The organism is Cupriavidus sp. UGS-1, assembly GCF_021213615.1.
In the GTDB taxonomy this organism is placed as follows: Bacteria; Pseudomonadota; Gammaproteobacteria; order Burkholderiales; family Burkholderiaceae; genus Cupriavidus.
The window spans coordinates 143,632-168,460 of sequence record NZ_JAJQJF010000010.1 but is presented as its reverse complement, the minus strand read 5'-3'; the positions used below and the strand labels follow the sequence as shown (position 1 = coordinate 168,460).

The following is a 24,829-nucleotide window of genomic DNA, read 5'->3' as shown; positions in this document are numbered from 1 at the left end:
CGCACACCGACCGATCCGATGGCTCAGGAAATCGAACTGAAACTGGCCGTGCCCGATGCCGCCGCCGCGGCCGCGCTGGTGGCCTGGCTCGACGCCAACGCGCAGGCCGTCGGCGAATCGCATCTGCTCAACGTCTATTTCGACACGCCGGCCCATGAGCTGGCGCAGGCGCGCGCCGCGCTGCGGCTGCGCCGCGACGGCAAGGGCTGGCTGCAGACGCTGAAGACCGCGGGGCGCAGCGAGGCCGGGCTGGCCACGCGCAACGAATGGGAAACCGAGGTCGCCGGCGAAGCGCTGGAGCCGGCGAAGCTCGACGACGAGGCCCGCGCGCTGCTCGAGCCGCTGCTGGGCCGGTTGCGGCCCGTATTCCGCACCGATTTCGTGCGGCGGACGTGGCGGCTGCGCTGTCCGCTGATCGCCGCCGACCAGGCGCCAGGGCAAGCGCAGGCCGAAGCCGAGATCGAAGCGGCGCTGGACGCCGGCGTGATCGCCGCGGTGGCGCAGGATGGCAGCACGCTGACGTCGGCACGCGAGACCATCCACGAACTCGAACTGGAATGGCTGTCGGGCGATCCGTCCTGCGCGGCGGCGACGCTGCGCGCGCTGGGCGAGCGGCTCGGCGCGGTGGCCGCGCTGGCGCCGTCGGACAAGAGCAAGGCCGCGCGCGGTTATGCGCTGGCCAGGCAGGCCGGCTCGCCGGCGGGAGCCGCCTGATGGGCCGCCGTCCGAGCCGATCCTCCGCGGCGGAAACGGGGCAAGCCGAATTGTTCGCCGACGTGGCGACGCCCTCCGCCGCCGCGCCCGCTGCGCCCGCCGCACCCGCCCGCGCGCCGCAGCCCCAGTGGACGCCGCTGGCGGCCCAGGCCGACGCCCTGCCGCCCGCCTGGCGCGCGCTGCTGGCGCCATGCCTGGCCACACCCGCATGGCAGCGGCTCGCCGACTTCGTCGACGGCGAGCGCGCCGCCGGCAAGCCGGTCTTCCCGCGCGACGTCTTTCACGCGCTGCATCTGACGCCGCCCGAGGCGGTCAAGATCGTGATCCTCGGCCAGGACCCCTATCACGGCGTCGGCGTGGTCGATGGCATCGAGGTGCCGCAGGCGCATGGGCTGGCCTTCTCGGTGCCGGACGGCGTGCGGGTGCCGCCGAGCCTGCGCAATATCTTCAAGGAAATCGCCGCCGAATACGGCGACCCGGCGGTGGCGCGGCCCACGGCCTCGGGCAATCTGGAAGGCTGGGCGCGCCAGGGCGTGCTGCTGCTCAATACCGTGCTGACCGTCGAACAGGGACAAGCCGCGAGCCACGCCAGGCGTGGCTGGGAGGCGGTCACCGACTGCCTGATCGCGGCGCTGGCGGCCAGCCGCCCGCATCTGGTGTTCCTGCTGTGGGGCAGCCACGCGCAGGCCAAGAAAAACCTGCTGGCGGGCGAGCACTGCATCCTCGAGGCGCCGCACCCGTCGCCGCTGTCGGCCCATCGCGGCTTTCTCGGCTGCGGGCATTTCCGCCTCGCCAACAACTGGCTGGTCGCGCACCAGCGCGAGCCGATCGACTGGAGCGCGCACTAGGCGCGGACGTACCGTCGCCCCCGCGAACGCGGGGGCCCAGCGACGTTTGCGTGATAGTGAAAGCCGCTGGGTTCCCGCCTGCGCGGGAACGACGAGCAAGCGCCTACGTCGAGCGCCACTCGAACAGTTCGAACTCGCCCTCGCCGGGCTCGACCTCGAGCCTTTCCACCTGCGCCGCCGGCGGGCCCTGCTCCATCCATTCGCGCAGTTGCGCCAGCCGCTCCGGCGGCCCGTACGCCATCACCTCGACCGTGCCATCGTCGCGGTTGCGTACCCAGCCGCCCAGGCCGAGCTGGATCGCCAGATCCTCGCAGGCCGCGCGATAGCCGACCCCCTGCACCTTGCCGTGCGCCACCATGTGCCAGGTTTCCATCGCCGTCCCTCCTTGCGAGTCCTTACGCCCTTGCATCCGTAGATCCGTACAAACCTAGACTAGTGCGATGACGGCGCCATGACCACCCCCGCGCGCAGGGGGCGGCCTTGCGGGGCACGCACGGCCGGCGTTCAGGCGCGCTGCCGGATCGCGCGCCCGATCGCGCCGGTGCGCAGCGCGATCTTGGCGGCGTCGGCGCGCAGCGCGCGCAGCCGGCGCTCGAGCACCGCGTTGGCGGCGCGGCCGGTCGAGCTGGCGGTACCGCCCGGTTCCGGGGCGCCGGCAGTCTGTACCAGCGTTTCGGTATGCCAGCGGTCGGCCGAATCGGCCAGCCTGGCGCGGCGTTCGCTGGCTTCGGCGAGCGCGGCGTCGGCGGCCAAGTCGGCGGCCGAGTTGGCGGCCAACTCGGCGGCCACGGTGGCATCCCCGGTCTCCTTCGCTTGCGCGGCCTGGTTTTCGCCCGCCATCTCCGTCACCTGCTTCTGCTGCATCGCCTCGGCATGCGGATCCGATGCTTCCTGTGCTTCCGGTGCCTTCGGTGCCTCCGCACTTTCGGCGCGGTTGCCCGCCGGCGCGCTCTCACTGTCCACGGCTGCGGCCGGCTGCTCTACCGGCGCCGCCCGCCGGCGGATGAAGCCCGCGCCCCTGCCCTCGCCGCGGTCGCCCTCGACCAACCGCTCGCTGGCGAGCCGCAGGCTGCGGCTCGCCGCCTCGGTCGCTTCCTCCACGGCGGCGCGCGCCGCCGGCAGGTCGAGCTCGTCGGCGTGCTGGCGCACCTGGATGCGCGCCGCCGCGACATGGGCCGCCACCAGATAGTTCTGCACGATGAAGCGGCTCAGGTTGTCGACCGCGCGGTGCCGGCTCCTGGGCTCGTCGAGCATCCGCTGGAACGAGCCGATCAGCGCCGACAGGCTGTCCATGAACTGCTTGCGCTCGACCCGATAGGCGAAGTCGTCCCCGGTCTTACCCAGCAGCAGGTCGCGCGTGGCGGCGATATAGCGCCGGTTGGCGTTCAGCACGTTCTCGACCAGTGCCGGAATCGCGCGATATTCCCAGCTCGGCAGCACGAAGCTGAAGATCGACGCGATCACGCCGCCGATCACCGTATCGACCAGCCGCTCGCCGACCACCGTCGCGCCCGGCATCAGCAGGTTGATCTGCACCAGCACCTGCACGCAGGCCGCGATCGCGGTGTAGCGGTACTTGATCGTGACGAAGGTCGCGCTGGCCACCAGCGAGACGAACAGCACCGCCAGCAGCACCAGCGGTTCGTGCACCACGCGCAGGATCGCCAGCGCGATGATGCAGCCGATCAGCGTGCCGATCAGGCGGTCGTTGTAGCGCTGCTTGGTCATGCTGAAGTTCGGCTTCAGGATGACGATGATGGTCAACAGGATCCAGTAGCTGTGCGAGGCGTACGGCAGATAGCCGGCCACCACCAGCCCCGCCGCCACCGCCATCGTGACGCGCAGCGAGAAGCGGAACACCGGCGCGCGCCAGTGCAGGTTGTCGCGCAGCACGCGCCATTCGTAGCGCTGGCGCGTCAGGAACGGCGTCATGTCGGGCCCGGGCAGCACCTGGCGCGGCTCGACCGGCGTGCGCGAGGCCACGTGCAGCTGCTCGACCAGCGCGATCGCGCCCTTGATCATGTCGAGCGTCTCGCCCAGCGCCGTCATCGCGGCCGGGTCGATATGGTGGTGCCGCAGCATCGCGATCTCGTCGGCGACCGCGCGCAGCGCCTCGCGGTAATCGACCTCGGCATACGAGGGCCGGCCGCGCGTCACGTCGTAGGCGATCGCCTCGACGTCCTCGCACATCAGCCGGATCAGCCGCCGCAGCGCGTCGAGCACCGGCGTGCCGGCAAAGGTCTGGCGCAGCAGCGGATAGTCGGTATTGGTGGACAGAATGTATTCGTACAGGTCCAGCATGCGCAGATGGACCTGCACCAGCAGCCCATCATGCGGCGTGCGGTTGCCGCGCAGCACCAGGTCGCGCGCCGCCTGCTGCCGCTCCGCGACCACGATCTGCTGGCGCACCAGCGCGTTGAACTGCTCGTCGTAATCGTTGCCGGCATCGTAGAAGCCGGCCTTGATTTCGAGGTAGGCGGCCAGCTCGTACAGCGACTCGGCCAGGATCTGCTGCTTGGTGCGCCGCTCCATCAGCCAGCTGACCGCCATCGCGTAGGCCATGTACGCCGCCGCGCCGGCGCCGAACAGCAGCGCGTGCTCGATTGCGCGCCGCACGACGAAGTCCTCGCTCAACGTCAGCGTCATCACGAACAGCGTCGAGAACTGCAACGGCATCGTCTTGTTGCCGTAGACGGTCATCATGCCGGCCAGGAAGGTGACCAGCACCAGCACGACCGGCAGCACGCGCGGGAATGGCGTGACCAGCGCGACGACCAGCGTCACCGCCGTGCACAGCAGCACGCTGGCCAGCATCTCGTTGAACTTGTGGTTCACCGGGCTGGGCAGATCCATCAGGCTGGTGCACAGCGCGCCCATCGACACCACCATCGCGGTCGGCAGGTCCGCCAGCTGCAGCGCGATCAGCGTCGCGCCGATGACGCCGGTCGCCGAGCGCAGGCCGCGATAGACGTAGTGCGAGAAAACGAAGGTGCGGGGATCGTGGGCGTATTGCATGCGGGCGCGGTGGGCGGGCTACGGCGATGAGCTACGGCGGACGGCAGGGCCGCCAGCTTACTGGCCCAGCCAGCGCGCGCGCAATGGATGGCGGCCGCGCCGGCGCCGATCTTCGCCTTCTTCCAGCTGGAGCCGATATTCGGTGGCCGGCTCCGGCGCGAAGGTCACCGGCAGCACGTGCAGTTCGTCGCGGCGGAACAGGTGGCAAGGCACGCTGTCGCCGGCGCGATAGCGCGCCAGCAGCTTGTCGAGCTGCCCGGCCCCGTTGGGCGTGACGCGCAGCCCGTCCACCGCGGCCAGCAGATCGCCGGCCGACCAGCCGGCCGCCTGCGCCGCGCCGCCGTCGAGCACCTGCGTCACGCGCACCCAGCCGTTCTCGCTGGTGGTCTTGATGCCGAGCGCCGCCGCGCGCGTGGGCTTGCGCGGTTCGGCCCGGATGCCGAAGGACTTGAACAGCGCCGGCAATGGCAGCTCGCCGGTGCCCTCGGTCCAGGCCCGCAGCTGCGGGGACACGCGTACGCCGGCGACCTCGTCGATCAGCGCATGGACCTCGTCCTCGGTGACGCCGCGCTGCACCGCGCCGGGCGCGTAGAAATCGCGGCCATAGCGCCGCCACAGCATCCGCATCACGTCGTCGAGCGAGCGGCGGCCGTCGGTGCGGCTGCGAATCGTCAGGTCCAGCGCCAGGCCGATCAGCGAGCCCTTGGTGTAGTAGCTGACGATCGCATTGGGCGCGTTCTCGTCCTGGCGGTAGTACTTGGTCCAGGCATCGAACGAACTGTCGGCCACGCTCTGCTTGGTGCGGCCGCTGCCGCGCAGCACGCCGTTCCAGGTCTTGGCCAGCAGCTCGACGTATTGCTGCTCGGTGATGCAGCCGCTGCGCACCAGCATCAGGTCGTCGTAATAGCTGGTGAAGCCCTCGAACAGCCACAGCAGCGGCGTATGCGTTTCGGCCTGCAGCCGGTACGGCACGAAGGCCGCCGGCTTGATCCGCTTGACGTTCCAGGTATGGAAATACTCGTGGCTGCACAGGCCGAGGAAGCCGCGGTAGCCCTCGCTGCTTTCCGGATTGCCTCGCACCGGCAGATCGCCGCGCGCGCACATCAGCGCGGTGCTGGCGCGATGTTCGAGGCCGCCATAGCCGTCGCCGGTGACCATCGTCATGAAGACATAGCGGCGATTGCTGTCGAGGAACGGCGCGCGCTCGCTGCGCGGCTCGAACAGCCGGATCTGCGCCTCGCAGATCCGCTTCAGGTCGCGGCAGACGCGCTCGATGTCCAGCTGCGGCACGCGGCCGGTGAACACCACGTCGTGCTGCGCGCCGCAGGCCTTGAACGTGCCCATCGCGAACTCGCCCATCTCGACCGGGTGGTCGATCAGCTCGTCGTAGTCGGCGGCGCGATAGCGGCCGAAACCGTAGCGCTTGGCACCGCCTCGGCCCGGCGCCTCCGGCAGCGCCGTGGCCACGCGCCAGTTGCGATAGGCCTCGCCCTGGGGCGGATGGATGTCGACGGTGCAGGGGCGGTCGGCCTTGCCGTCGACGCAGAGGAACACCGAGGTTCCGTTGAAGAAGCCGTGGGTGCGATCCAGATGCGCCGCGCGCACCGACAGGTCCCACGCGTACACCTCGTACGACAGCGTCAGCGGACCGTGCGTGGGGTCGATCGGCTCGGCCTGCCAGCTGTGCTTGTCGAGCTTGGTCAGCGCAACGGGACGGCGGTCTGCTCCATTGCCGGCATCGGCGCGAATCCTGACGATGTTCCGCGCGAACTCGCGAATCATGTAGCTGCCGGGGATCCACGCCGGCAGCGAGAAACGTTGGCCGGCGGGGTCGGGATCGTCCACCGTGACGGTGACCGCGAACAGATGCGCTTCGGGCTGAAGCGGGGCAATGGCGTAGTGGATCGGCTTCATGGCCACGATTGTAGCGTCACGGGCACGCGGGCCCGGGCGCTGCTTCCCGGATGGATGCCGCCTCGGCGTGGCTCCGGCGGCGGCACCGGCTTCGCGGTCAGCGATTGACGTCGACCACCACGCGTCCGCGCATGCCGCCGGCGATGATGCGCTGGCCCGCTTCGATCGCGTCGGCCAGGCCGATCTCCTGTGTGATCGCCGCCAGGCGGTCGGGCTCGAGATCCTGCGCGAGCCGCGCCCACGCCTGCTCGCGCCGCGCCATCGGCGCCATCACGCTGTCGATGCCGTGCAGCGTCACGCCGCGCAGGATGAACGGCGCCACCGAACCCGGAAGATCCATGCCTTGCGCCAGCCCGCAGGCCGTCACCACGCCGCCGTAGCGCACCTGCGCGATGGCATTGACCAGCGTGTGCGAACCGACCGCATCGACCACCGCGGCCCAGCGCTCCTTCTGCAGCGGCTTGCCCGGCGCCGACAGTTCGGCGCGATCGATGATGTCGGCCGCGCCGAGCGCCTTCAGGAAGTCCGCTTCGCCGGTCTTGCCGGTCGAGGCCACGACGCGATAGCCGAGCTTGCCGAGCAGCGCGATCGCCACGGTGCCGACGCCGCCCGAGGCGCCGGTCACCAGCACCTCGCCCTGCTCCGGCCGCACGCCCGACGCCTCCAACGCCAGCACCGACAGCATCGCGGTATAGCCGGCAGTGCCGATCGCCATCGCCTGCCGCGTCGTCAGCGACTCGGGCAGGCGCACCAACCATTCGCCCTTCAGGCGCGCCCGCTGCGCCAGGCAGCCCCAGTGCGTCTCGCCGACGCCGTAACCGTTCAGCACCACCTTGTCGCCGGCACGCCAGCGCGGGTTCGACGACTCCAGCACGGTGCCGGCGCCATCGATGCCGGCCACCATCGGCCACTTGCGCACGACCGGACTGCGGCCCGTGATCGCCAGGCCGTCCTTGAAGTTGATCGTCGAATAATCGATCTCGACCAGCACGTCGCCGTCGGCGGGCAACTGGTCGTCCTGCAGCGTCGCGATCTCGGCGCGGGTCGACGGCTTGTCGCCGTCGGTCTGGGTCAGCAACAGCGCGCGGAAGGTCATGGTGGTGTCTCCTGGGGATGCGATCCGTTATGCGATCCGTGATGTGTTCTGTTGTGCGATCGGTTGTGAGTTCCGTTATGCGATCGTGCAGGCCCGGGGGCCACGCCGGGCCACGCGGGCCTGCCGCGCCGGACCTGCTTGGTTCCTTACTTCTTCAGGCTCGACAGCTTGCGTTCCAGCGTCGCGACGTCGGCCGCGCCCGGAATGCGCGTGCCATCGGTGAAGAACACCGCCGGCGTGCCGGTGACATTGAGGCTGTGGCCCAGCGCCAGGTTCTCTTCCAGCGGCGTCTTGCAATTGCCAGCGCCACTCGGCGTGACCTTCGACAGCATCCAGTCGCGCCACGCCTTGGTCCGGTCGGACGCGCACCAGACCTGCCTGGCCTTGACGGTCGAGTCCGGCGACAGCACCGGATAGAGGAAGGTGTAGACCGTGATGTTGTCCATCTGCTGGAAGGTCTGCTCGATCTGCTTGCAATAGCCGCAGTTCGGATCCGAAAACACCGCAACCTGGCGGCTGCCGTCGCCCTTGCTCCATTTGATCGCGCGCGACAGCGGCAGGTCGGACCACTTGATCCGATTGATCTCGGCCAGCCGCTGCTCGGTCAGATTGGTGCCGCTGCGCGTATCGAGCAGCTCGCCATTGAGGATGTAGCGGCCGCTCGCATCGGCGTAGACCAGCTGGCCGCCGATATTGACTTCGTAGAGGCCGGCGATCGGCGTCTTCTCGACGCTCTTGATCTCCGCGCGGCCGCCCAGCATCTTCTGCACATTGGTCTTGATGCGCTCCGCGGTCGGATCAGTGGCGGCCAGCGCCGGATGGGCGAAGGCGGCCGTGGCCGCAGCGAGCGTCAGCGCGGCCATCGCGCGCGAGGCGCGCCGGGTCAGCACGTTGCGCAGTACGCCCAAGTGCGGCGGGTTCGGGCGGGCGGAGCGCCCGAGGGAATACGACATATTGACTCCGGGTTCTGGTTGGCTCGGATGTGGGTGGACCGGGCGGATCGGCCGCGGATGGGTTCGGTGCATTGGCGGCGTTGGCTGCGTGCAGCGCGCTGGTGGCGTCGGTTGCGTTGGCTACTTCGGTTGCGTTTGTTGCGCGGCTGGACCGCCTCGATGGCGCCGGCGCTCAGCCGAGCGCCCGTCCGATCAGGAAGCGCTTGAGCAGCGCCTGACCGCCCACCGCCCGCATGCCGGTATTGCGGACCATCCGCGCCAGCCCGCCCTGCAGCGAAAACAGCCGATGCAGGCCGTCGGTGGCGGCCGTCAGCGACAGCAGATCGGTGGCGCGCGCGCGCTCGTAGCGGCGCAGCAGACGCAGATCGCCTTCGTCGCGGAACGACTCTTTGGCGGCCATCACGCGGCCAAGTTCCGCGACGTCGCGCAAGCCGAGATTCATGCCCTGCCCGGCCAGCGGGTGCACGACGTGGGCGGCGTCGCCGACCAGCACAACATGCGGCTGCACCACGCACTCGGCATGCTGCAGCACCAGCGGGAAGGCCTGCGCCGGCGTCACGCAACGCAGCGCGCCGAACTGGCGGCCGACCGCGCCGCTGGCCGCGTCCATCGCCGCCTGCGCCAGCTGCTCAGGCGTCAGCGCGGTCAATTCGCGCGCATGGGCCTCGTCGGCCGACCACACCATCGACAGGTAATTGCCCGGCAGCGGCAGCATCGCCAGGATTTCGCAGTTGCACGACTCCTCGTCGGCCAGCAGCTTCGGCGGCGCGCCGAGGAACCACTGCCACGCGGTCGCATGATGCGGCAGCTCGCAGGCGAAGTTGGCGACCACGCCCGACTGCCGGTAACGCCGCGTGCTGACGCCGATATGGCACTGGGTACGGACCCAGGAGCGCGCGCCATCGGCCCCGACCACGCAGTTGGCGCGGACCCGCGCGCCCTCTTCCAGCGTCAGCGTGACACCCAGCTCGTCGCGCTCGAAGCCGGTGGCGGCCTGCTGATACCAATGGACCTGATGCTGGAAGCGCAGCGCGGTGTCGAGGACGCGCTCGACATGACTCGATTCGATGATCCACGCCAACTCCGGCACCGCGGCCGCGTAGGCCGAGAAATGCAGATCGCCGGTCAGGCCGGCGTCGTCCCGCGCCGCGGTATCGTCGCCGAACACCCGCATGTCGCGCACCGGCTGCATCCGTGCCGGGTCCAGCGCCTCCCAGATTCGCAGCCGGCTCAGCAGCGCCTGCGAACTGGCCGAGAACGCGTAGACGCGGCTGTCCCACTGGCCTTCACCGGGCACCGGCCCTGGGGTCGCGCCGTTTCCAGGCCGCGGCGCGATCAGCGCGACCTGCATGCCCTGCTGCGCCAGCAGCAACGCGCAAGTCTTGCCGACGATGCCGCCGCCGACCACGGCAATCTGGAAATGGGAAAAAGAGGTCCGCGTGGACGCGCTGGCTCTGGTCATGGGGCGATTATAGCCAGCGGCCTTGATGGGGACCCGACGCGGCGCAGCACACCACCGACCCGGACGCTATATCCGGCGAGCGATTGCAGGTGTCCTCGGTGCGACATCGAGAAGCAGCCCATCACATCTCCTTCAATCCTGGCTATCCGCCGGTAAAGACTTTTTGGAGATGGCACTAACGCTGACAACATCAAGCTCCGGGCATCCGGCGTCGTTTTGCGCCCCTAAATACTTAGCCGGAAAGACCGAAAAAAGTTCACCACCCTCGGAATTTCAATGGCGCTCAGTATTGCCACGAGTAGTGTATTTCTACTCAGGCCGGCAGATACGTACGCTTAAGGGGAACAAGGCGTTTCGTTTCCGCGTCCGTATCTTCGTAGTGATCGATCAGCGCACGGACGATATGGTCGGAGGTCCAAAGGGTCAGTGGCACAGAAGCGCGATCGGCTTCGTAATACGCCTCCTTGCTGAATCCGCCCGTGCTGACGAATAGTCCGCGGTCATCGGGATGGCGTCCTCCGAGGAAGCTCCGGATCTGGCTCGTCCCCATCTGGCCCTTGCGATGCTTCACCTCGACGATGATGCGCGGATGTTCGAATCCGAAGCCGTCAGGTGATGCGATGATGTCCTTGCCTCGATCGCTGCCGGCCGGTGATACCTGAGTCTTGTATCCCATCGCCCGCAGTATCCCGGCCACGAGCTCCTGCATCTCCGCCCAGTCCAGTTTGCTGATCAGGTCCTTGATCCGTTCAAGCGCCAACGCTTCCATACCAGAAAGGGGGTCAGCGTCAACCTGTTCATCGAGAACTTCCGGTGCAGGCTGCATGGGCTTGCCAGAAGCTTCGCCAACGAGCTCTTGCATGGCGAATTCGGCGACCACAAACACCGTCAGGGTGGACCCAAGGCTGGTTTTAGTGGCGTCCGTCAGGCTGTCGCGCTCGACTTCCTTTTCCTGCCAAGCGACAGCGCGAGCAAGCGCCATTCCGGCATCTACCAGGTCCGGCCGATATTCGCAGTCGCCGGTCACCTTGCCGATCAGATACGTGCGGTTCGCCGGTGAGTAGGTGACGACCCAATCGTCCACCTTCATCTCGTTCATGAATCGCCATACCTGAGATGCTCCAGAAATTGCAGTCTTCTCTTTGGTCCCGGGCTCAACGGCAAGATATAGCTCGACTAGCTCCTTCCGACTCATTCCGACCCTAGCTTGAGGCGCCAGCTGTGTCCATCCGATGGCGGCAATTCCACGCTCACGGAACTCCTCGTAAAGACTTCCACCCTCGGCCCGAATCATCCACATGCGCGTCATAGCTGTACCCCGACCCTCGTGATCTTTTTTGAATTTCAATTCGCTTGCACGCGACTTCGGCGCATACAAGAAAGTCCGATATTACACTGCGACATCGCACCGATTATTGACGCGTAGATACATGTGCCTGAGGCCAAAATCATCTGGTACCTCGTCACATGATGAACAGATGTTCGTATCGATAAGGCGGTGCCTGCGGACGACCAGTCACCCTCGAGGGGATGGGTGGGTCGCGAGGCCCAAGGTTACAATGGCGGTTTTTCTGCGGGCCGATCCACAAGCGCCAACCAACGCTTCGGCATTCCGGCACCGTAGGCGGCCTTCGGAACGCCCTTGTCCCGCCGGCGGACCACGCAAGGCGGCGGTAGACCGGCCGAAACCCACTGATTCATAAAGGTTTAGCATGAGCCTCAAATGCGGCATCGTCGGCCTGCCCAATGTCGGCAAGTCCACGCTGTTCAACGCCCTGACCAAGGCCGGCATCGCCGCCGAAAACTATCCGTTCTGCACCATCGAGCCCAATGTCGGCGTGGTGGAAGTGCCGGATCCGAGGCTTAAGGCCCTCGCCGAGATCGTCAAGCCCGAGCGCGTGGTGCCCGCGACGGTCGAGTTCGTCGACATCGCCGGCCTGGTGGCGGGCGCGTCCAAGGGCGAAGGCCTGGGCAACCAGTTCCTGGCCAATATCCGCGAGACCGACGCCATCACCCACGTGGTGCGCTGCTTCGAGGATCCGAACGTGATCCACGTCGCCGGCAAGGTCGATCCGCTGTCCGATATCGAAGTCATCAATACCGAGCTGGCGCTGGCGGACCTCGCCACCGTCGAAAAGGCGCTGGCCCGCTACGTCAAGCCGGCCCGCGCCGGCGACAAGGAAGCGCAGCGGCTGGTCGCCGTGCTGGAGAAGGCCCAGGCCGTGCTCGACGAGGCCAAGGCCGTGCGCACGCTGGATCTGGCGCCCGAGGAATGGGACGCGCTGCGCCCGTTCTGCCTGATCACCGCCAAGCCGACCATGTACGTCGCCAACGTGCGCGAGGACGGCTTCGAGAACAATCCGCATCTGGACGCGGTGCGCAAGTACGCCGAAACGACCAAGTCGCCGGTCGTCGCCGTCTGCGCCGCGATCGAGGCCGAGATCGCCGACCTCGAGGACGAGGACAAGGCCGTGTTCCTCGCCGACCTCGGCATGGAAGAGCCGGGCCTGGACCGCGTGATCCGCGCCGGCTTCAAGCTGCTGGGCCTGCAGACCTACTTCACCGCGGGCGTCAAGGAAGTGCGCGCCTGGACCATCCACGTCGGCGACACCGCCCCCAAGGCGGCCGGCGTGATCCACACCGACTTCGAACGCGGCTTCATCCGCGCCCAGACCATCGCCTTCGAGGACTTCATCGCCTTCAAGGGCGAACAGGGCGCCAAGGAGGCGGGCAAGATGCGGGCGGAAGGGAAGGAGTATGTGGTCAAGGATGGAGACGTGATGAACTTCCTGTTCAACGTCTGATCGGCCGACCTCAACGCCGAGTCGTCTCCAAGGGCTGCGCCTCGATGGAATCACCACGGTTCCATCAGCCAGCCCTTTTCGCTTCCCACCAGCCGGTCCGTCAGCGCCAGGTTGTCCACGAACGCATCATCATGCGACACCACCATCAGCGCGCCCCGATAGCTGCGCAACATCGCCTCCAGCGCCTGAATCGATGGAAGGTCAAGGTGATTGCTGGGCTCATCGAGCAATAACAATTGCGGGGGCGCTTCGGCATAGAGCAGGCAGGCCAGTGCCGCCTTCAGCCGTTCCCCGCCGCTCAGAGACCCCGTCGGCGCGGCGATCTTCTGCGCGTCGAGCCCAAGCTGGGCCAGCCGCATGCGCAGATCCCCTTCACTGGCGCTGCGGTTGACCGCCATCAACTGCTCCAGCACCGACTGCCGGGGATGCAGGTCGGCCAACCGCTGATCGAGAAAGGCGCATTCCGCAGCGACCTTGCTGGTCCCCGCCAACGGAGCAAGATGGCCGGCCATCACCTTGAGCAACGTCGATTTGCCACAACCGTTGGGGCCGACCACGCCGACGCGCTGCTGCCCCGTCAGGACCAGGCTGATCCGGCGCGCGGCTTCCGATACGAACGGCAGTTCCACCGCATCAAGTTCCGCCACGCGCCGCTGCGCTGCCTGCAGGACGGGCAGCGAATGCAGGCTGATTGCCGCTTCGCTTTCGAGTTCCTGCGCGGCTTCCCGAATGCGCTCGGTGAGCTGCTGCAGCGTGTCGGCCTGCTGTTGGCGCAATTTGCCAGCGGAACTCTCGCTGCGCTCCTTCTGGCGACCGAGCAGGATCTTCGCCTGATTCGCTTCCTTGCCGCGCCGGTCGCCGCGTGCCTGCCTTCGCAGCTGGCGCTCCCGCTGTTCGCGCATGGCATGCACTTCGCGCTGACGGTCCAGCTTGCTTCGCTCCAGCTGCTGCAGGGCATTCTGCCGCTCCTGCATCTTTGCCTCGGCATGGAACGAATAATTGCCGCCGTAGCTGCGCAGCCCCAGCGAGGACAGCTCCACGATCCGCTCCATCGCTTCGAGCAGTTGGCGATCATGGCTGACGATCAATAGCCCGCGCGGCCAGAGCCGCAATTGTTCGATCAGCGCTTGCCGATTCGGACGATCCAGATGATTGCTGGGCTCGTCGAGAATCAGAAAGTCGGCGTCCGACAGCATGGCGCCCAGCAAGGCCACGCGCATCCCTTCGCCCCCGCTGAGACTGCCCGCTGGCGTAGTGGCATCGAGATGACCCAGGCCATGGCGTTCCAGTTCATGCCGCAAACGCTGGCGGATATCCCAACGCTCGCCAACCGCATCGAAGTCTTCCGGCGCACTGCTGCCCGCCTCGATGCGCAGCAGCGCCTCGAGCGTGTGTTGTACGCCGGCCAGACTGGCTACCGTGGCACCGGCCGAAGGGGACACCTGCTGGGCGAGGTAGTACACGCTGCCGGAGCGCACGCAACGTCCGCCGGTCGGCTCCAACTGCCCGGCTAGCAGGCGCGCGAGCACGCTCTTGCCCACGCCGTTGCGCCCGACCAGGCCGGTGGGGCAATCGTCGAAGGTTTCGCTCAGTTGGGAAAAAAGCGTCCTGCCATCCGGCAGGGCGTAGGACACGCTTTCGAGCGCGAGATAGGGATTCGTCATGCTTCAATTCCAGGGATGCCAAGCACTCCCCCGCTGCAGGGGCTGGTGGAGACTGGCCGTCATATCGACGGCGGCATCAATGGCGCATGGGACGAATACCTCGGTGGGGATTGACGAAGGTCGGATTATAGCGGGCCGACCAAAACCGTGACCGGCACTCGAATCGCGGCGTTTTTCGGTAGAGTTTGTCGTCGCGCGCGGGTATCGTGGCGAACACCGAAACCGAACCAGACGGAGGCACACGTGGACCTGACCGGCATCGGCCTCTATACCTTCCAGGAAGCATCGAAACTCACAGGCGTTCCGGCTCGCGATCTGCGCCGCTGGCTCGATGGCTATGCCTATCGGCGCAAGGGTGATCGCGGCACGGTCCCGGTCCGTCCGCTGTGGGAACCCGAGCTATCGCGCGCGGAAATCGACGGGATCAGTTTTCACGATCTGCTCGAGGTCCGCTTCGTTCGCGCCTTTCGTCAGCACGGGGTCAGCTTGCAGACCATCCGGCTGGCAAGCGAGAAGGCCCGTCAGCAATTCAGCTTGCCCTACCCGTTCACGTCGCGTCGCTTTCAGACGGACGGCCGGACGATCTTCGCATCGGCGGTCCATGAGACGGGCGAAATCGAATTGCTGGACCTGATCAAAGGACAATACGCGTTCCAGAAGATCATCGAGCCGTCTCTCTATCAAGGCATCGATTTCGGCCCGGACGATACCGCGCTGCGCTGGTACCCGTCGCCTGGCAACACCGCCGTCGTACTCGATCCCCAGATTGCGTTTGGCAAGCCGATCGTGACGGAAGGACAGGTGAGGACGTCAATTCTCTACGCGTCCTACCTTGCCGAGAACGACAGGCATTTCGTCGCCAACCTCCACGAGGTCCCATTGTCCGCGGTGGGCGCCGCCATCGATTTCGAAGAACGTCTTGCCGCGTGAAATTCTTCGTCGACAACAACCTGCCGCCTGCGTTGGCGCGGGCATTGCATGCGCTGTCCGAGGTGCACGGGCATTCCGTCACGCATTTGAGAGACGCATTTCGAGCGAACACTGCGGACGCTGACTGGATCGAAGGTCTATCCAAGGAAGGCGGATGGTCTGTCGTTACGCATGACAAGCTGAACAAGGGCATCGAACGGGAAGCCTTGCGTCGCGCCGGCCTGATTGTGTTCTTCCTGGACCGGACCTGGTCCAACCACCGGTTTTGGGACATTGCCTGTAACCTGGTCCGATGGTGGCCACGCGTGCTCGAACAATCGGACGGCGCCCATGGTGGCGTGGCATTCAAGGTGCCGTACAACTTCTCCGGTAAGGGTCGGTTCGAGCAGGTCGTGCTCTAGCGCCTGCTGCACCCCCATCCTTCAAACCCTCACCACCACCTTCCCGAACTGCTCGTTCGACTCCAGAAACCGATGCGCCTCGACGATCTGGTCGAACGCAAAGATCCGGGCGATGGTCGGCCGCAGTTGCCCCTCGTCGATTCCGCGCACGATGAACGCCTTTGCATCCGCCAGCCGCGCCGGATCGCCGATGGTCTCGTGCACCAGATACCCCCGCAGCGTCAGCGATTTGCTCAAGACCGTGAACAGCGGAAACGGCGTGGGCGACGGGCTCAGGCCGCCGTATTCGATCAGCATGCCGCCGCGTGACATCGCTGCCGTCAGCGGTTCGAACATCGGGCCGCCGATCGCGTCGAGCACGACGCGCACGCCGTGCTCGCCCGCTATCTCCTTCAGCCGTGCCTCGAGGTCTTCCTCGCCCGAGGCCACGACATGCCGCGCACCGGCGTCGAGCAAGGCCGCCCGCTTCGCCGACGATCGCGTGATCGCGATGGGAATGGCGCCAACCATATTGGCAATCTGGATCGCTGCGAGGCCGACGCTGCTGGATGCCGCGGTGATCGCCACGACGTCGCCCTTGCCGAGTCCGGCGACATCGATCAACGCGCCATACGCGGTCAGGTATGGCATCCACAGCGCGGCGGCGCCTTCCCAGCTCAACGACGGCGGATGCTTGACGACCAGCGCGGCCGGCATGCGGATCCATTCGCCATAGGTCGGCCATTGCACCATCGACTTCGGCGGCACCACGCTGACCGCGTCGCCCGGTGCAAGACCGTCCACGCCCGGACCCACGGATTCGATCACGCCCGCCGCTTCCAGGCCGAGGCCGGACGGGAAAGTCGGCGTCTCGATATAGCGGCCGGTCCGCAGCAATGCCTCGGCGCGATTCAGACCGAGCGCCTTGACGCGAATCCGCACCTCGCCGGGGCCCGGCTCCGGTACTTCGGCGTGTTCAATGCGCAGGACTTCGGGGCCGCCGATTTGATGGAAACGGACGACGCGAGCGGTTTGCATGGCTGGATTCACTCCAAATTAATTGCGATGAATCCAGTATGATTTCCGGCAACAAACCGATAAATCGCCTCTCTCGCACGACCATCGAAACCGACACTTTCGAATCATGGACCGCCTGACCAGCATGGCCGTGTTCGTCAAAGCCGTCGATCTGGGCTCGTTTGCCGCCGCCGCGGACGCACTGGGCATCACGGGGCCGATGGTCGGCAAGCACGTCCGCTTCCTCGAAGAGCGCCTCGGCACGCGGCTGCTGAACCGCACCACGCGCCGACAGAGCCTGACCGACTTCGGCCGCGCCTATTACGAACGCTGCCGCCTGATCCTGGCCGAGGCCGAGGCTGCCGACGCCCTGGCGGCGGACCAGTTGGCCGAGCCGCGCGGCAAGCTGCGCGTCACGATGCCGGTGCATTTCGGCCGGCATTGCGCGATGCCGATTCTGTTGGCGCTCGCACGCCAATATCCGGCTCTGGAACTGGAACTGTCGTTCAGCGACCGGTTGATCGACCTGGCGGAAGACGGCTACGACCTCGCGATCCGCACCGGAAGCCTGCAGGACCGGGCCGACACCATCGCGCGCCGGGTCGCTCGCCAGCGCATGATCGTCTGCGCCTCGCCGGCCTATCTCGATCGCCATGGCGAGCCGCAACAAATCGAAGACCTGCGCCAGCACCATGCGATCGTCTATCGCCGCTCCGGACCGGTGGCGCCATGGTTGTTCCCGCGCGACGATGGGCCGCCGGTGGAATGGCATCCGGCAGGCCGGCTGCTGCTCGACGACCTCGACGCGATCGCCGACGCGGCGACCGCCGGCATGGGGGTCGCATGGCTTCCCTCCTGGCTCGTCAGTGAACGGATCCACGCCGGTGCACTGGTGCGGCTGTTCCCGGACGAGCCGGCTTTCCTGTACGACGCCTATGCACTTTGGCTGCGCACCCCGCATCTCGCGCGCAAGGTAAGGCTCGCCGTCGATGCCCTCGCGGCCGGGCTGCCGAAGCGGATGGAATAGCGTTCAGCGCTCAGGCCTGTACGTCCTTCCCCGCCCGCGGAAACAGCGGCCAGGCCATCGCCGCACAGGCGCCCGCAACCAGCCACACACCGGTCCAGCCGCTGCGTTCGAGCAGTTGCGGGATCGCCGAAGGCGCAACGAAGTAAGCGACAAAGACCAGCGTATTGGCCAGCCCCAAGGCGGTACCGGCACGTTCTGCGCCGGCCTGCGTGGCCAGCTCGGTGTACGCGACCCCATGCCACGCGGACACGGCGATGCCTGCCAGCACGACGGCGACCATCGTCAGCGCCGCAGGCACGCTGCTTCCCATCGCCGCGCACAGCGCAAGCGGCACGAACGTCAAGGTCGCGACCATCGTGCAAAGACGCAGCCAGGCACGGCGGTTGCCACGCCGATCGGTATGGCGGCCGCTCCAGATCCGCATCGCCATCGCGCCGACCTGCACCGCGCACAGCGTCGCGGCGATGCCCGACACGCCGACGTGGGCGGCATCGTGCAGGAACACCGAGGCGAAGCTGAGGATCGCAAATTGGGGCGCGCACAGAATGCCGATCGCTGCCGCGATGCGCCAGACGCGTACGCTGCGCAGCGGCCCCGCATCACCGTGTGCATGGCGCCGTACGGCCGCGCGCGCATCGGCATGCGGCGGCTCGTGCAGCCAGCGCCAGGTCAGCCAGACCGATGCCACGCAGAAGGCGGCGAGCACCGCGTACACCCAGCGAAAGCCCGCAGCCACCGCGAGCCATGGCAGCACCAGGGCCCCCAACCCGCCACCAAGCGGCACCGCGGTCTGGCGGATGCTCATCGCCAGGCCGCGCTCGCCCTCGGCGAACCATCGCATCACCGCGCGTCCGCTGGCGCCATTGACGCTGCCGCCCGCCAGCCCCAGCAGCGCCATGCAGGCCATCGCCATCCACAGCGGCGGCACGCGGTCCGCCGTCGGCGCCAGAAACAGCGCCATGATTGCCAGCGTCAGCGCCGTGGCGCCGAGGCCGTACAGCAGCACGCGACGGTCGCCCCAGCGGTCGGCCGCCGCGCCCCATGGCAACTCCGACAGCGCGGCGCCGACGCCCAACGCGCCGAGCAGCAAGCCGAGCCCCGCGTTATCGAGGTGGTAAGCGCTGCGCAGCCATACCGCGGTGGCCGGCAACCCGTTGGCGGCGGCGATGAAGCTGGCGTTGGCGGCCACGCCGACGCCCAGCACTTTCCAGCGATGTGAAGCGGCGAAGATGGCAATCGGTTCGGCACCCGGGCCGGAAAGACGGGAAGGACGGGACAAGCAAGCAGATTCGGCCACAACGGATCTCCGATCGGGCAGTTGACGGATCGCCAGTATTCCAACGACCATTCATCATGAAAATCGGAAAGTTTTGAACCGATTGTTTTGAATTTCCGGACGACTCTCATGGCTCTGAATCTGGACATCGCCGCGCTGCGCAGCCTTGTCGCTGGCGTCGACCTAGGCAGCTTTGCCCGCGCGGCCGATCAGGTCGGCCGCTCGACCTCCGCCGTCAGCGCGCAGATCCACAAGCTCGAAGACATGGCGGGCACACCGCTGTTTCGCAAGGCGGGCAGGACGCTGGAACTGACGGAGGCCGGCAATCTGCTGCTCGGCTATGCACGCAGGATGGTCGCGTTGAACGACGAGGCCGCCGCGGCGGTGCGCGGTGTCGATCTGTCCGGCGGTGTGCGATTGGGACTGCAGGAAGAGTTCGGCGAGGCGACGCTGCCCGAGGTGTTGGGCCGGTTTGCGCGCGCGCATCCGAAGGTGCGAGTCGAGGCGATGGTGGCACGCAATCACGATCTGTTCGCCCGCATCCAGGCGCGCACGCTCGATCTGGCGCTGGTGTGGGGCGGTACGAATGGCGCTGCCGGGGCTAGAGCGCCGGGCGCCGATATCACGGTGGTTGGCGAACCGCAGATGTGCTGGATCGGACCGGCCTCGCTGCCCTGGCGCCTCGATCCCGGGGAACCCGTCCCATTGGCGGTGTTCGATCGGCCCTGCCATTTCCACGACGCCGCCACCGCCGCGCTCGATCGCGCCGGCATTCCGTGGCGCGTATCGTTCACCAGTCCCAACCTCGGCGGCCTATGGGCGGCAGCGGCCGCCGGTCTCGGCCTGGTCGTGCGCACGCCTTACGGCTTGCCCGCCTCGCTGCGTCAACTCGGGCCTGCCGATGGGCTGCCGCCTCTGGGCAAGATGCCGCTGATGCTGCTGCGCGCGCCGGGCCCGGCCTCCGAGGTTTCGCAGCGGCTGGCGGACATCATGTTGGAGGCGTTGCGTCCTGTCTGAGCCGCAGACGCGTTGGTTCATCGAGGCAGTTTGGAACGACGATAGGCGATCGCCAGGCCCACGCCCCCGAGCACGGCGACCGACGCCACCACCAACCGCCACGTCACCGCCTCACCCAACAGCAACACCCCACCCGCCGCCGCAATCACCGGCACGCTGAGTTGCACCAGTCCAGCGGTAGTCACCGTCAAACCCCGCAGCGCGACATACCAGATGGCGTAGCCGAGCGCCGAGGCGATCGCGCCGGACAGCACCGCGTACAGCATGCCTGCGGCATCGTGGCTGGCCCAGGGCAGCGCGGCGAGATAGATCGGCAGGCAGCAAACCGAGGCGCGCAGGAAGTTGCCGGCATTGGCGCGCACCGGATCGCGTGCGCCCTTGGCGCGGATCGAATAGATGCCCCACGCCGCGCCGGACGCGATCATCAGCAGCGCGCCGACCAGCGGTGGCGCGGACAGGCCGGGCAGCAGCATGCCGATCAGTCCCGCGACGGCGATCAGATACCCGGCCGTCTGCACGAGATGAGGCCGTTCGCCGAGCCACAGTCCGCGGCCGATCATGGTCACCTGCACCGCGCCGAACAGCAGCAGCGCGCCGGTGGCCGCCGATAGCTGAGCGTAGGCGTAGGAGAAAAGGATCGCGTAGGCGAACAGCGCCAGCGCCGAGCGCCAGTTGCCGCTCGATGCCTCAGTCGTTAGCGTTGCCTCAGGCGCGCGCGAAGCGCCACCACGCAGTTGCACCAGCACCCATAGCGTGATGGCGCCCGCCAACAGCCGCACGGTGGTAAAGCTCGCCGCATCGATGGTGGTGTCCCGCAGCGCCAGCCGGCACAGCAGCGAGTTGCCGGCGAAGGCGAGCATCGACAGCGCGGTGCAGGCAAACACCAGCGCGGCGGACGGCCGCGTGCTCACAGCGGATGCCCTGCCGCGTCGCGCAGTTCGACCAGCAGCGCCTGACCGTCGGCATCGACACGAAAGGCGCCGAATTGCGCGCCCTCGTATCGGCGCGCGTGGCCTTCCTGGAAGAAGAAGGCGTCGGTCGAGATCTGGATCTGATCGGTACCCCAGCGCGACGGTTTCAATTGGAAGCGCAGCAGGTGTTCGCCGGCGACCAGTGGTTCGCCGCGATGCAGCCGCACGAAGCTTCCCTCGCCGTGCGCATCGAGCCGGACCACCGCAGTGCGGATACGGTCGTCAGTGGTCTCCAGCGCGCGCAGGATCGGCGCGCCGATGGCGAAGTTCAGCGCCATATAGTCTCCCTGCATCAGCGAGCGCGGGTCGACCGGCGCCAGCCGCAACAGCACCACATCGCCGCGCGCGAGCAGCCGCTCGTTGCCGATCACGCCGGCGCCGGCGACCGCGAGCGTCAGCGCCCAGGCAATCGCGATCCAGCGTTTCATCGGCTGCCCTCCTCTGCGATGTCGGCCGCACCGAGCGCGGACCGGGGCCGGGTCAACCACGCGCGTGCCGCCAGCACAACGATACCGGCCGCTACCAGCGTTGCCGACTTGATCGCCAGCGTCCAGTGCAGCGCGCTGTAGTACCAGATGAAACCGAGGCCGATCGTCGCAAGGCCCAGTCCGAGCCAGGTCAGGGACGCCCGCCGCAAGGCCAGCCCGGTCGCCAGCACGCCCGCCACCACGGCGGGAGCGCCGATCATCAGCGCGGCACAGAGCGCCAGCACACCGCCGACCCCGGCGCGCCGGCGGAGCGATCGTTGCAGCCGGGCCGTTTCGGCGATGCCAAAGCCGACCAGCAGCACTGCAAACACCGCGCCCGCCAGCCAATGCGGCACGCCGCGTGCCGCCGGTTCGGTGAAGAGGGCCAATGGATGGCCGATGCCCGTCACGATCAGCGCGCCGAGCAGGCTGCAAAGCAGCAAGGCATCCGCGGCCGGGGCGAGCCAGTGATGTCGCCCGAGCGCGGCAAGCCGTCTCTCGGTGGTCGCGAACAGCGTCGCCTTCAGCGCGGCGACCGGCGCCAGCCAGACCAGCGCCCACCCCATCGCCTGCCAGGGTGTGGACGGTCCCATCGCGATGGCGATGGTCAACGCCATCGCCACCGACACCATCGCCGCAAGCGCGCACAACAAGCGATGCAGCCGATTGCCGATCGCCGCATAGAGCAGCATCTCGCAGGCCGCGACCCCGCACCAGAACGCAGCGGTCTCCACGGCGCGGGCGCGGCCGAGCAGGTCGGCGGCGGCATAAAACGCCAGCCCTTGCCCGGTCAGGCTGCTGGCCAACGCGAATTGCTCGAAGCCGGTATGGCCCGCGCGGCGCCGGTACAGCAGCGCGGCCAGTGCGATCAGCGCCAGTCCGCAGACGAGAATGGCCCCGCTGTTCTCGCGCGCGGCGACGAACACGGTGCCGAGCAGGAACAGCTGGAAGAACACCGCGCCGAGCCATCCGGCCATGCCGGTCAACAGCCGCACGGACCATGGTGCATCGGTCTCGGCGGGCGGGTGCCCTTCGACCGCGCCTTCCGCGGCCAGCGCGCGCCACAGCGCCTGCACCGCTGCTGACGGTTGCACCGTCCCGCTCCGCTGACGCGACGGCGGCCGTTCGGCGAACGTGGCGGTGGTGCTATCGGTGGAGCTGTCGGTGGACGCGTCGGCGAACGTATCGATGGGCCCCTCCGCATGATCGCGATGCAAACGCATCAGCCACGTCGCCGACACGGCCGACAGGCCGAGTGTCAGCAGGCCGAGCAGCAGGAAGCCGCCGAATTCCGCGCCGGCCTCGAACAGCAGGCGGCCGAGTCCCCCGACGATCAGCGCGATCAGCGACAGCACAATCCCGCTCAGCACGAGCAGATCGACGTTGCGCCGCCGGAACCAGGCGCCCAGTCCCAGCACGGCGGCCAGCGCGACGATCAGCATCGCACCGTCGAAGCGGTCGCCGAACAGCGCACCGAGCCCGAGCCAGACCGCATGCGCGCAAGCCAGCGCCGCCAGCAGCCGCACGCCGCCCTGGCCTCGCACGCCAACACGCGGCGCGTGCGCCGACAGGAGCAGCCATAGCGCGAGCTGCAGCAAGGCAGCGGCAAGCAGCCACAGGCCGACCAGCTTGCCGCCCTCGACGCCGAACAGCAGCGTGAACGGCAGGCCGGCGCCCAGTTCGACGCTGAAGAAGCGCAGCAGCGCGACATTGGCCAGCCCCACCACCAGCCACCAATGGGACGGCGCGTGCGCGGCCAGCGCCCAGGGCACGGCCAGCAACGTCCACCACGCGAACAGTTGCCAGGCGTCGGCGCCGGTCTGGTAGACCTGTCCGATCACCGCCAGCAATGCGCCGGTGATCATCTGCGCGGCGAACAGCGCCGCGCGGCCGGCCGCGTCGTGGTCGGGCCGGCGCCAGGCGAACGCCGCCAGCGCGCTGATCACCACCGCCAGCACGGCGAAGCGGGTGAACTTGTGCAGGGCCTGCCAGTTGAAGGCGAAGAAGACGATCACGCCGGCGCACAGCAGCGCCACGCCGAGCGCGAGCAGCGCCCGCTGCAGCCAGCGGTGCCAGTCGGCAGGCCAGGGCTCGGTATCGGTCCAAGCCTGGCGCGCTGGCGGCATCGCCAGCCGCCCCTGTGCGCACCAGTCCGCCAGCGCGCGCCGCTGTGCATGCCGGATGTTCAGACGGTGGGCTTGGCGATCGGTGGGCATGGATTGGGCAGCGCTCCGGAAAGGCGTTGGCTGCACTCTAGCAAAGCGCCGTGGCGACCGCACGATCAAAGGCGGTGCGACACGAACCAGCAAAGCCCCGGGTGGTGCCGGTATGCTGTCGGCTTTTCCGGCTCGGGGGATTGGGGCTTACGGCTTACGGCTTACGGCTTACGGCTTAGGGCCCGGCTTGCGGCTCGGGCTGCCGGCTCGGCCGCACCGTCCTCCATCTCGTTTCGATACCTGCACGCCATGACCCTCGGCATCCTCGCCGCCCTGCACGACGAAATCGACGGCCTGATCGCCGCCATGCGCCACGACGATGCCCGCGCGACCGTGCATCGGATCGGCATGCGCGACTACTACGTGGGCGAGCTGTACGGGCAGCGCTGCGTGGTGGTGCTGGCCCGGGTCGGCAAGGTGGCCGCCGCGGCAACCACGGTGACGCTGATCCGCGAATTCGGGGTCGACGGCATCGTCTTCACGGGGCTGGCGGGCGGGATCGGCGCCGGCGTGCAGGTCGGCGATCTGGTGATCGCCGATCGGACCGTGCAGCACGACATGGACGCGCGTCCGCTGTTTCCGCGCCATCAGGTGCCGCTTCTGGGCCGGGACGAATTCCCGACCGATCCGGCGCTGACAGCCGCGCTGCGCGACGCCGCGCAGGCCTTCCTGGCGGAAGATCTGGCCACCGCCGTGCCGGCCGCCGTTCGTGCCCGTTTTGGCGTCACTGCGGACCTCACTGCGGGCGACACTGCGGGCGTCCCCGCGCCACGCCTGCATCTGGGCATGATTGCCAGCGGCGATCAGTTCATCGGGGCGCCGACCACGGTGGCGGAGCTGCGGGCGCGGCTGCCCGGCCTGCTGGCGGTCGAAATGGAAGGGGCGGCGGTCGGTCAGGTCTGCCACGAATACGGCGTACCGCACGCGGTCATGCGGACCGTGTCGGATCGGGCGGACGACAGCGCCCATGTCGATTTCCCGGCGTTCCTCGCCGAGGTGGCCAGCCACTACTCCGAGGGCGTGATCCGGCGGCTGCTGGCAGCGCTGCGGTGAGGTTG

The 24,829-nt window shown here is 67.9% G+C and carries 21 protein-coding genes; 8 read left to right on the top strand and 13 right to left on the bottom strand.

The genetic code is table 11. The features are described 5' to 3' along the window. The first annotated feature begins 18 nt into the window (after nt 1–18). Together LRR16_RS15025 and LRR16_RS15020 are read left to right on the top strand one after the other, a co-directional pair. The gene (locus LRR16_RS15025) at nt 19–714 is read left to right on the top strand and encodes a CYTH domain-containing protein (RefSeq protein WP_232206365.1); all 696 of its coding nucleotides are present in this window, start codon (nt 19–21) and stop codon (nt 712–714) included. Then, nucleotides 714–1,562: a uracil-DNA glycosylase gene (locus LRR16_RS15020; RefSeq protein ID WP_232206364.1), complete on the top strand. Its 849-nt coding sequence runs from the start codon at nt 714–716 to the stop codon at nt 1,560–1,562. Before LRR16_RS15025 ends, LRR16_RS15020 begins: the two co-directional genes overlap by 1 nt. Nucleotides 1,563–1,665: 103 nt before the next feature. On the opposite strand, the gene LRR16_RS15015 is transcribed toward LRR16_RS15020, so the two are convergent. From LRR16_RS15015 to LRR16_RS14985, 7 genes are all read right to left on the bottom strand, one after another. After that, complete coding sequence (locus tag LRR16_RS15015) at nt 1,666–1,935, bottom strand: acylphosphatase (RefSeq protein WP_232206363.1); 270 nt, start codon at nt 1,933–1,935, stop codon at nt 1,666–1,668. Nucleotides 1,936–2,066: 131 nt separating this feature from the next. Continuing rightward, complete coding sequence (locus LRR16_RS15010) at nt 2,067–4,577, bottom strand: FUSC family protein (protein ID WP_232206362.1); 2,511 nt, start codon at nt 4,575–4,577, stop codon at nt 2,067–2,069. Between the two features lie 57 nt (nt 4,578–4,634). Continuing rightward, complete coding sequence (locus LRR16_RS15005) at nt 4,635–6,491, bottom strand: M61 family metallopeptidase (protein ID WP_232206361.1); 1,857 nt, start codon at nt 6,489–6,491, stop codon at nt 4,635–4,637. 97 nt (nt 6,492–6,588) lie between these two features. Then, on the bottom strand, nt 6,589–7,587 hold the full coding sequence (locus LRR16_RS15000) for an MDR family oxidoreductase (protein ID WP_006579541.1): 999 nt from the start codon (nt 7,585–7,587) through the stop codon (nt 6,589–6,591). 146 nt (nt 7,588–7,733) lie between these two features. Next, nucleotides 7,734–8,450 (bottom strand): DsbC family protein, encoded by a 717-nt coding sequence (locus LRR16_RS14995; RefSeq protein ID WP_064577047.1) that lies wholly within the window; start codon nt 8,448–8,450, stop codon nt 7,734–7,736. A gap of 262 nt (nt 8,451–8,712) precedes the next feature. Beyond that, nucleotides 8,713–10,002 (bottom strand): UbiH/UbiF family hydroxylase, encoded by a 1,290-nt coding sequence (locus LRR16_RS14990; protein WP_064576986.1) that lies wholly within the window; start codon nt 10,000–10,002, stop codon nt 8,713–8,715. A gap of 313 nt (nt 10,003–10,315) precedes the next feature. Beyond that, complete coding sequence (locus tag LRR16_RS14985; protein WP_232206360.1) at nt 10,316–11,101, bottom strand: restriction endonuclease; 786 nt, start codon at nt 11,099–11,101, stop codon at nt 10,316–10,318. A gap of 613 nt (nt 11,102–11,714) precedes the next feature. On the opposite strand from LRR16_RS14985, the gene ychF reads away from it, so the two are divergent. After that, nucleotides 11,715–12,806 carry a redox-regulated ATPase YchF gene (ychF, locus tag LRR16_RS14980; RefSeq protein WP_053822603.1) on the top strand — a complete coding sequence of 364 codons (1,092 nt, stop codon included), beginning with the start codon at nt 11,715–11,717 and terminating at the stop codon, nt 12,804–12,806. 50 nt (nt 12,807–12,856) lie between these two features. Here the strand turns inward: ychF and LRR16_RS14975 are convergent, their stop codons facing one another. Next, on the bottom strand, nt 12,857–14,470 hold the full coding sequence (locus LRR16_RS14975; protein ID WP_232206359.1) for an ABC-F family ATP-binding cassette domain-containing protein: 1,614 nt from the start codon (nt 14,468–14,470) through the stop codon (nt 12,857–12,859). 243 nt (nt 14,471–14,713) lie between these two features. On the opposite strand from LRR16_RS14975, the gene LRR16_RS14970 reads away from it, so the two are divergent. Both LRR16_RS14970 and LRR16_RS14965 read left to right on the top strand, forming a co-directional pair. Further along, the gene (locus tag LRR16_RS14970) at nt 14,714–15,400 is read left to right on the top strand and encodes a DUF433 domain-containing protein (RefSeq protein ID WP_232206358.1); all 687 of its coding nucleotides are present in this window, start codon (nt 14,714–14,716) and stop codon (nt 15,398–15,400) included. Further along, nucleotides 15,397–15,801 carry a DUF5615 family PIN-like protein gene (locus tag LRR16_RS14965; RefSeq protein WP_232206357.1) on the top strand — a complete coding sequence of 135 codons (405 nt, stop codon included), beginning with the start codon at nt 15,397–15,399 and terminating at the stop codon, nt 15,799–15,801. Before LRR16_RS14970 ends, LRR16_RS14965 begins: the two co-directional genes overlap by 4 nt. A gap of 21 nt (nt 15,802–15,822) precedes the next feature. On the opposite strand, the gene LRR16_RS14960 is transcribed toward LRR16_RS14965, so the two are convergent. Next, nucleotides 15,823–16,818, bottom strand: a complete 996-nt coding sequence (locus LRR16_RS14960; RefSeq protein ID WP_232206356.1) for a zinc-dependent alcohol dehydrogenase family protein — start codon at nt 16,816–16,818, stop codon at nt 15,823–15,825. Between the two features lie 106 nt (nt 16,819–16,924). Between LRR16_RS14960 and LRR16_RS14955 the strand changes: the two genes are divergently transcribed. Next, complete coding sequence (locus LRR16_RS14955; protein WP_232206355.1) at nt 16,925–17,824, top strand: LysR family transcriptional regulator; 900 nt, start codon at nt 16,925–16,927, stop codon at nt 17,822–17,824. 10 nt (nt 17,825–17,834) lie between these two features. Here LRR16_RS14955 and LRR16_RS14950 read toward each other — a convergent pair whose 3' ends face one another. Then, entirely contained in the window at nt 17,835–19,172 is a 1,338-nt protein-coding gene (locus tag LRR16_RS14950) for an MFS transporter (protein WP_370646819.1), read from the bottom strand. 57 nt (nt 19,173–19,229) lie between these two features. Here LRR16_RS14950 and LRR16_RS14945 point away from each other — a divergent pair, with 57 nt between their 5' ends. Beyond that, the gene (locus tag LRR16_RS14945; protein WP_232206354.1) at nt 19,230–20,117 is read left to right on the top strand and encodes a LysR substrate-binding domain-containing protein; all 888 of its coding nucleotides are present in this window, start codon (nt 19,230–19,232) and stop codon (nt 20,115–20,117) included. 17 nt (nt 20,118–20,134) lie between these two features. On the opposite strand, the gene LRR16_RS14940 is transcribed toward LRR16_RS14945, so the two are convergent. Genes LRR16_RS14940 through LRR16_RS24515 form a run of 3 tightly spaced genes read right to left on the bottom strand, consistent with a single transcriptional unit; the run spans nt 20,135 to nt 23,771 of the window. After that, nucleotides 20,135–21,028, bottom strand: a complete 894-nt coding sequence (locus tag LRR16_RS14940) for a DMT family transporter (protein ID WP_232206353.1) — start codon at nt 21,026–21,028, stop codon at nt 20,135–20,137. Beyond that, nucleotides 21,025–21,516, bottom strand: coding sequence for a GDYXXLXY domain-containing protein (locus tag LRR16_RS14935; protein WP_064576992.1), 492 nt, complete (start codon nt 21,514–21,516; stop codon nt 21,025–21,027). Before LRR16_RS14935 ends, LRR16_RS14940 begins: the two co-directional genes overlap by 4 nt. Then, a complete protein-coding gene (locus LRR16_RS24515; protein ID WP_370646818.1) occupies nt 21,513–23,771 on the bottom strand; it encodes a DUF4401 domain-containing protein in 2,259 nt (752 codons plus the stop codon). The genes LRR16_RS14935 and LRR16_RS24515 overlap by 4 nt, the downstream gene beginning before the upstream one ends. A 249-nt stretch (nt 23,772–24,020) precedes the next feature. Between LRR16_RS24515 and LRR16_RS14920 the strand changes: the two genes are divergently transcribed. Beyond that, complete coding sequence (locus LRR16_RS14920; protein WP_232206352.1) at nt 24,021–24,824, top strand: 5'-methylthioadenosine/adenosylhomocysteine nucleosidase; 804 nt, start codon at nt 24,021–24,023, stop codon at nt 24,822–24,824. The last annotated feature ends 5 nt before the right edge of the window (nt 24,825–24,829 follow it).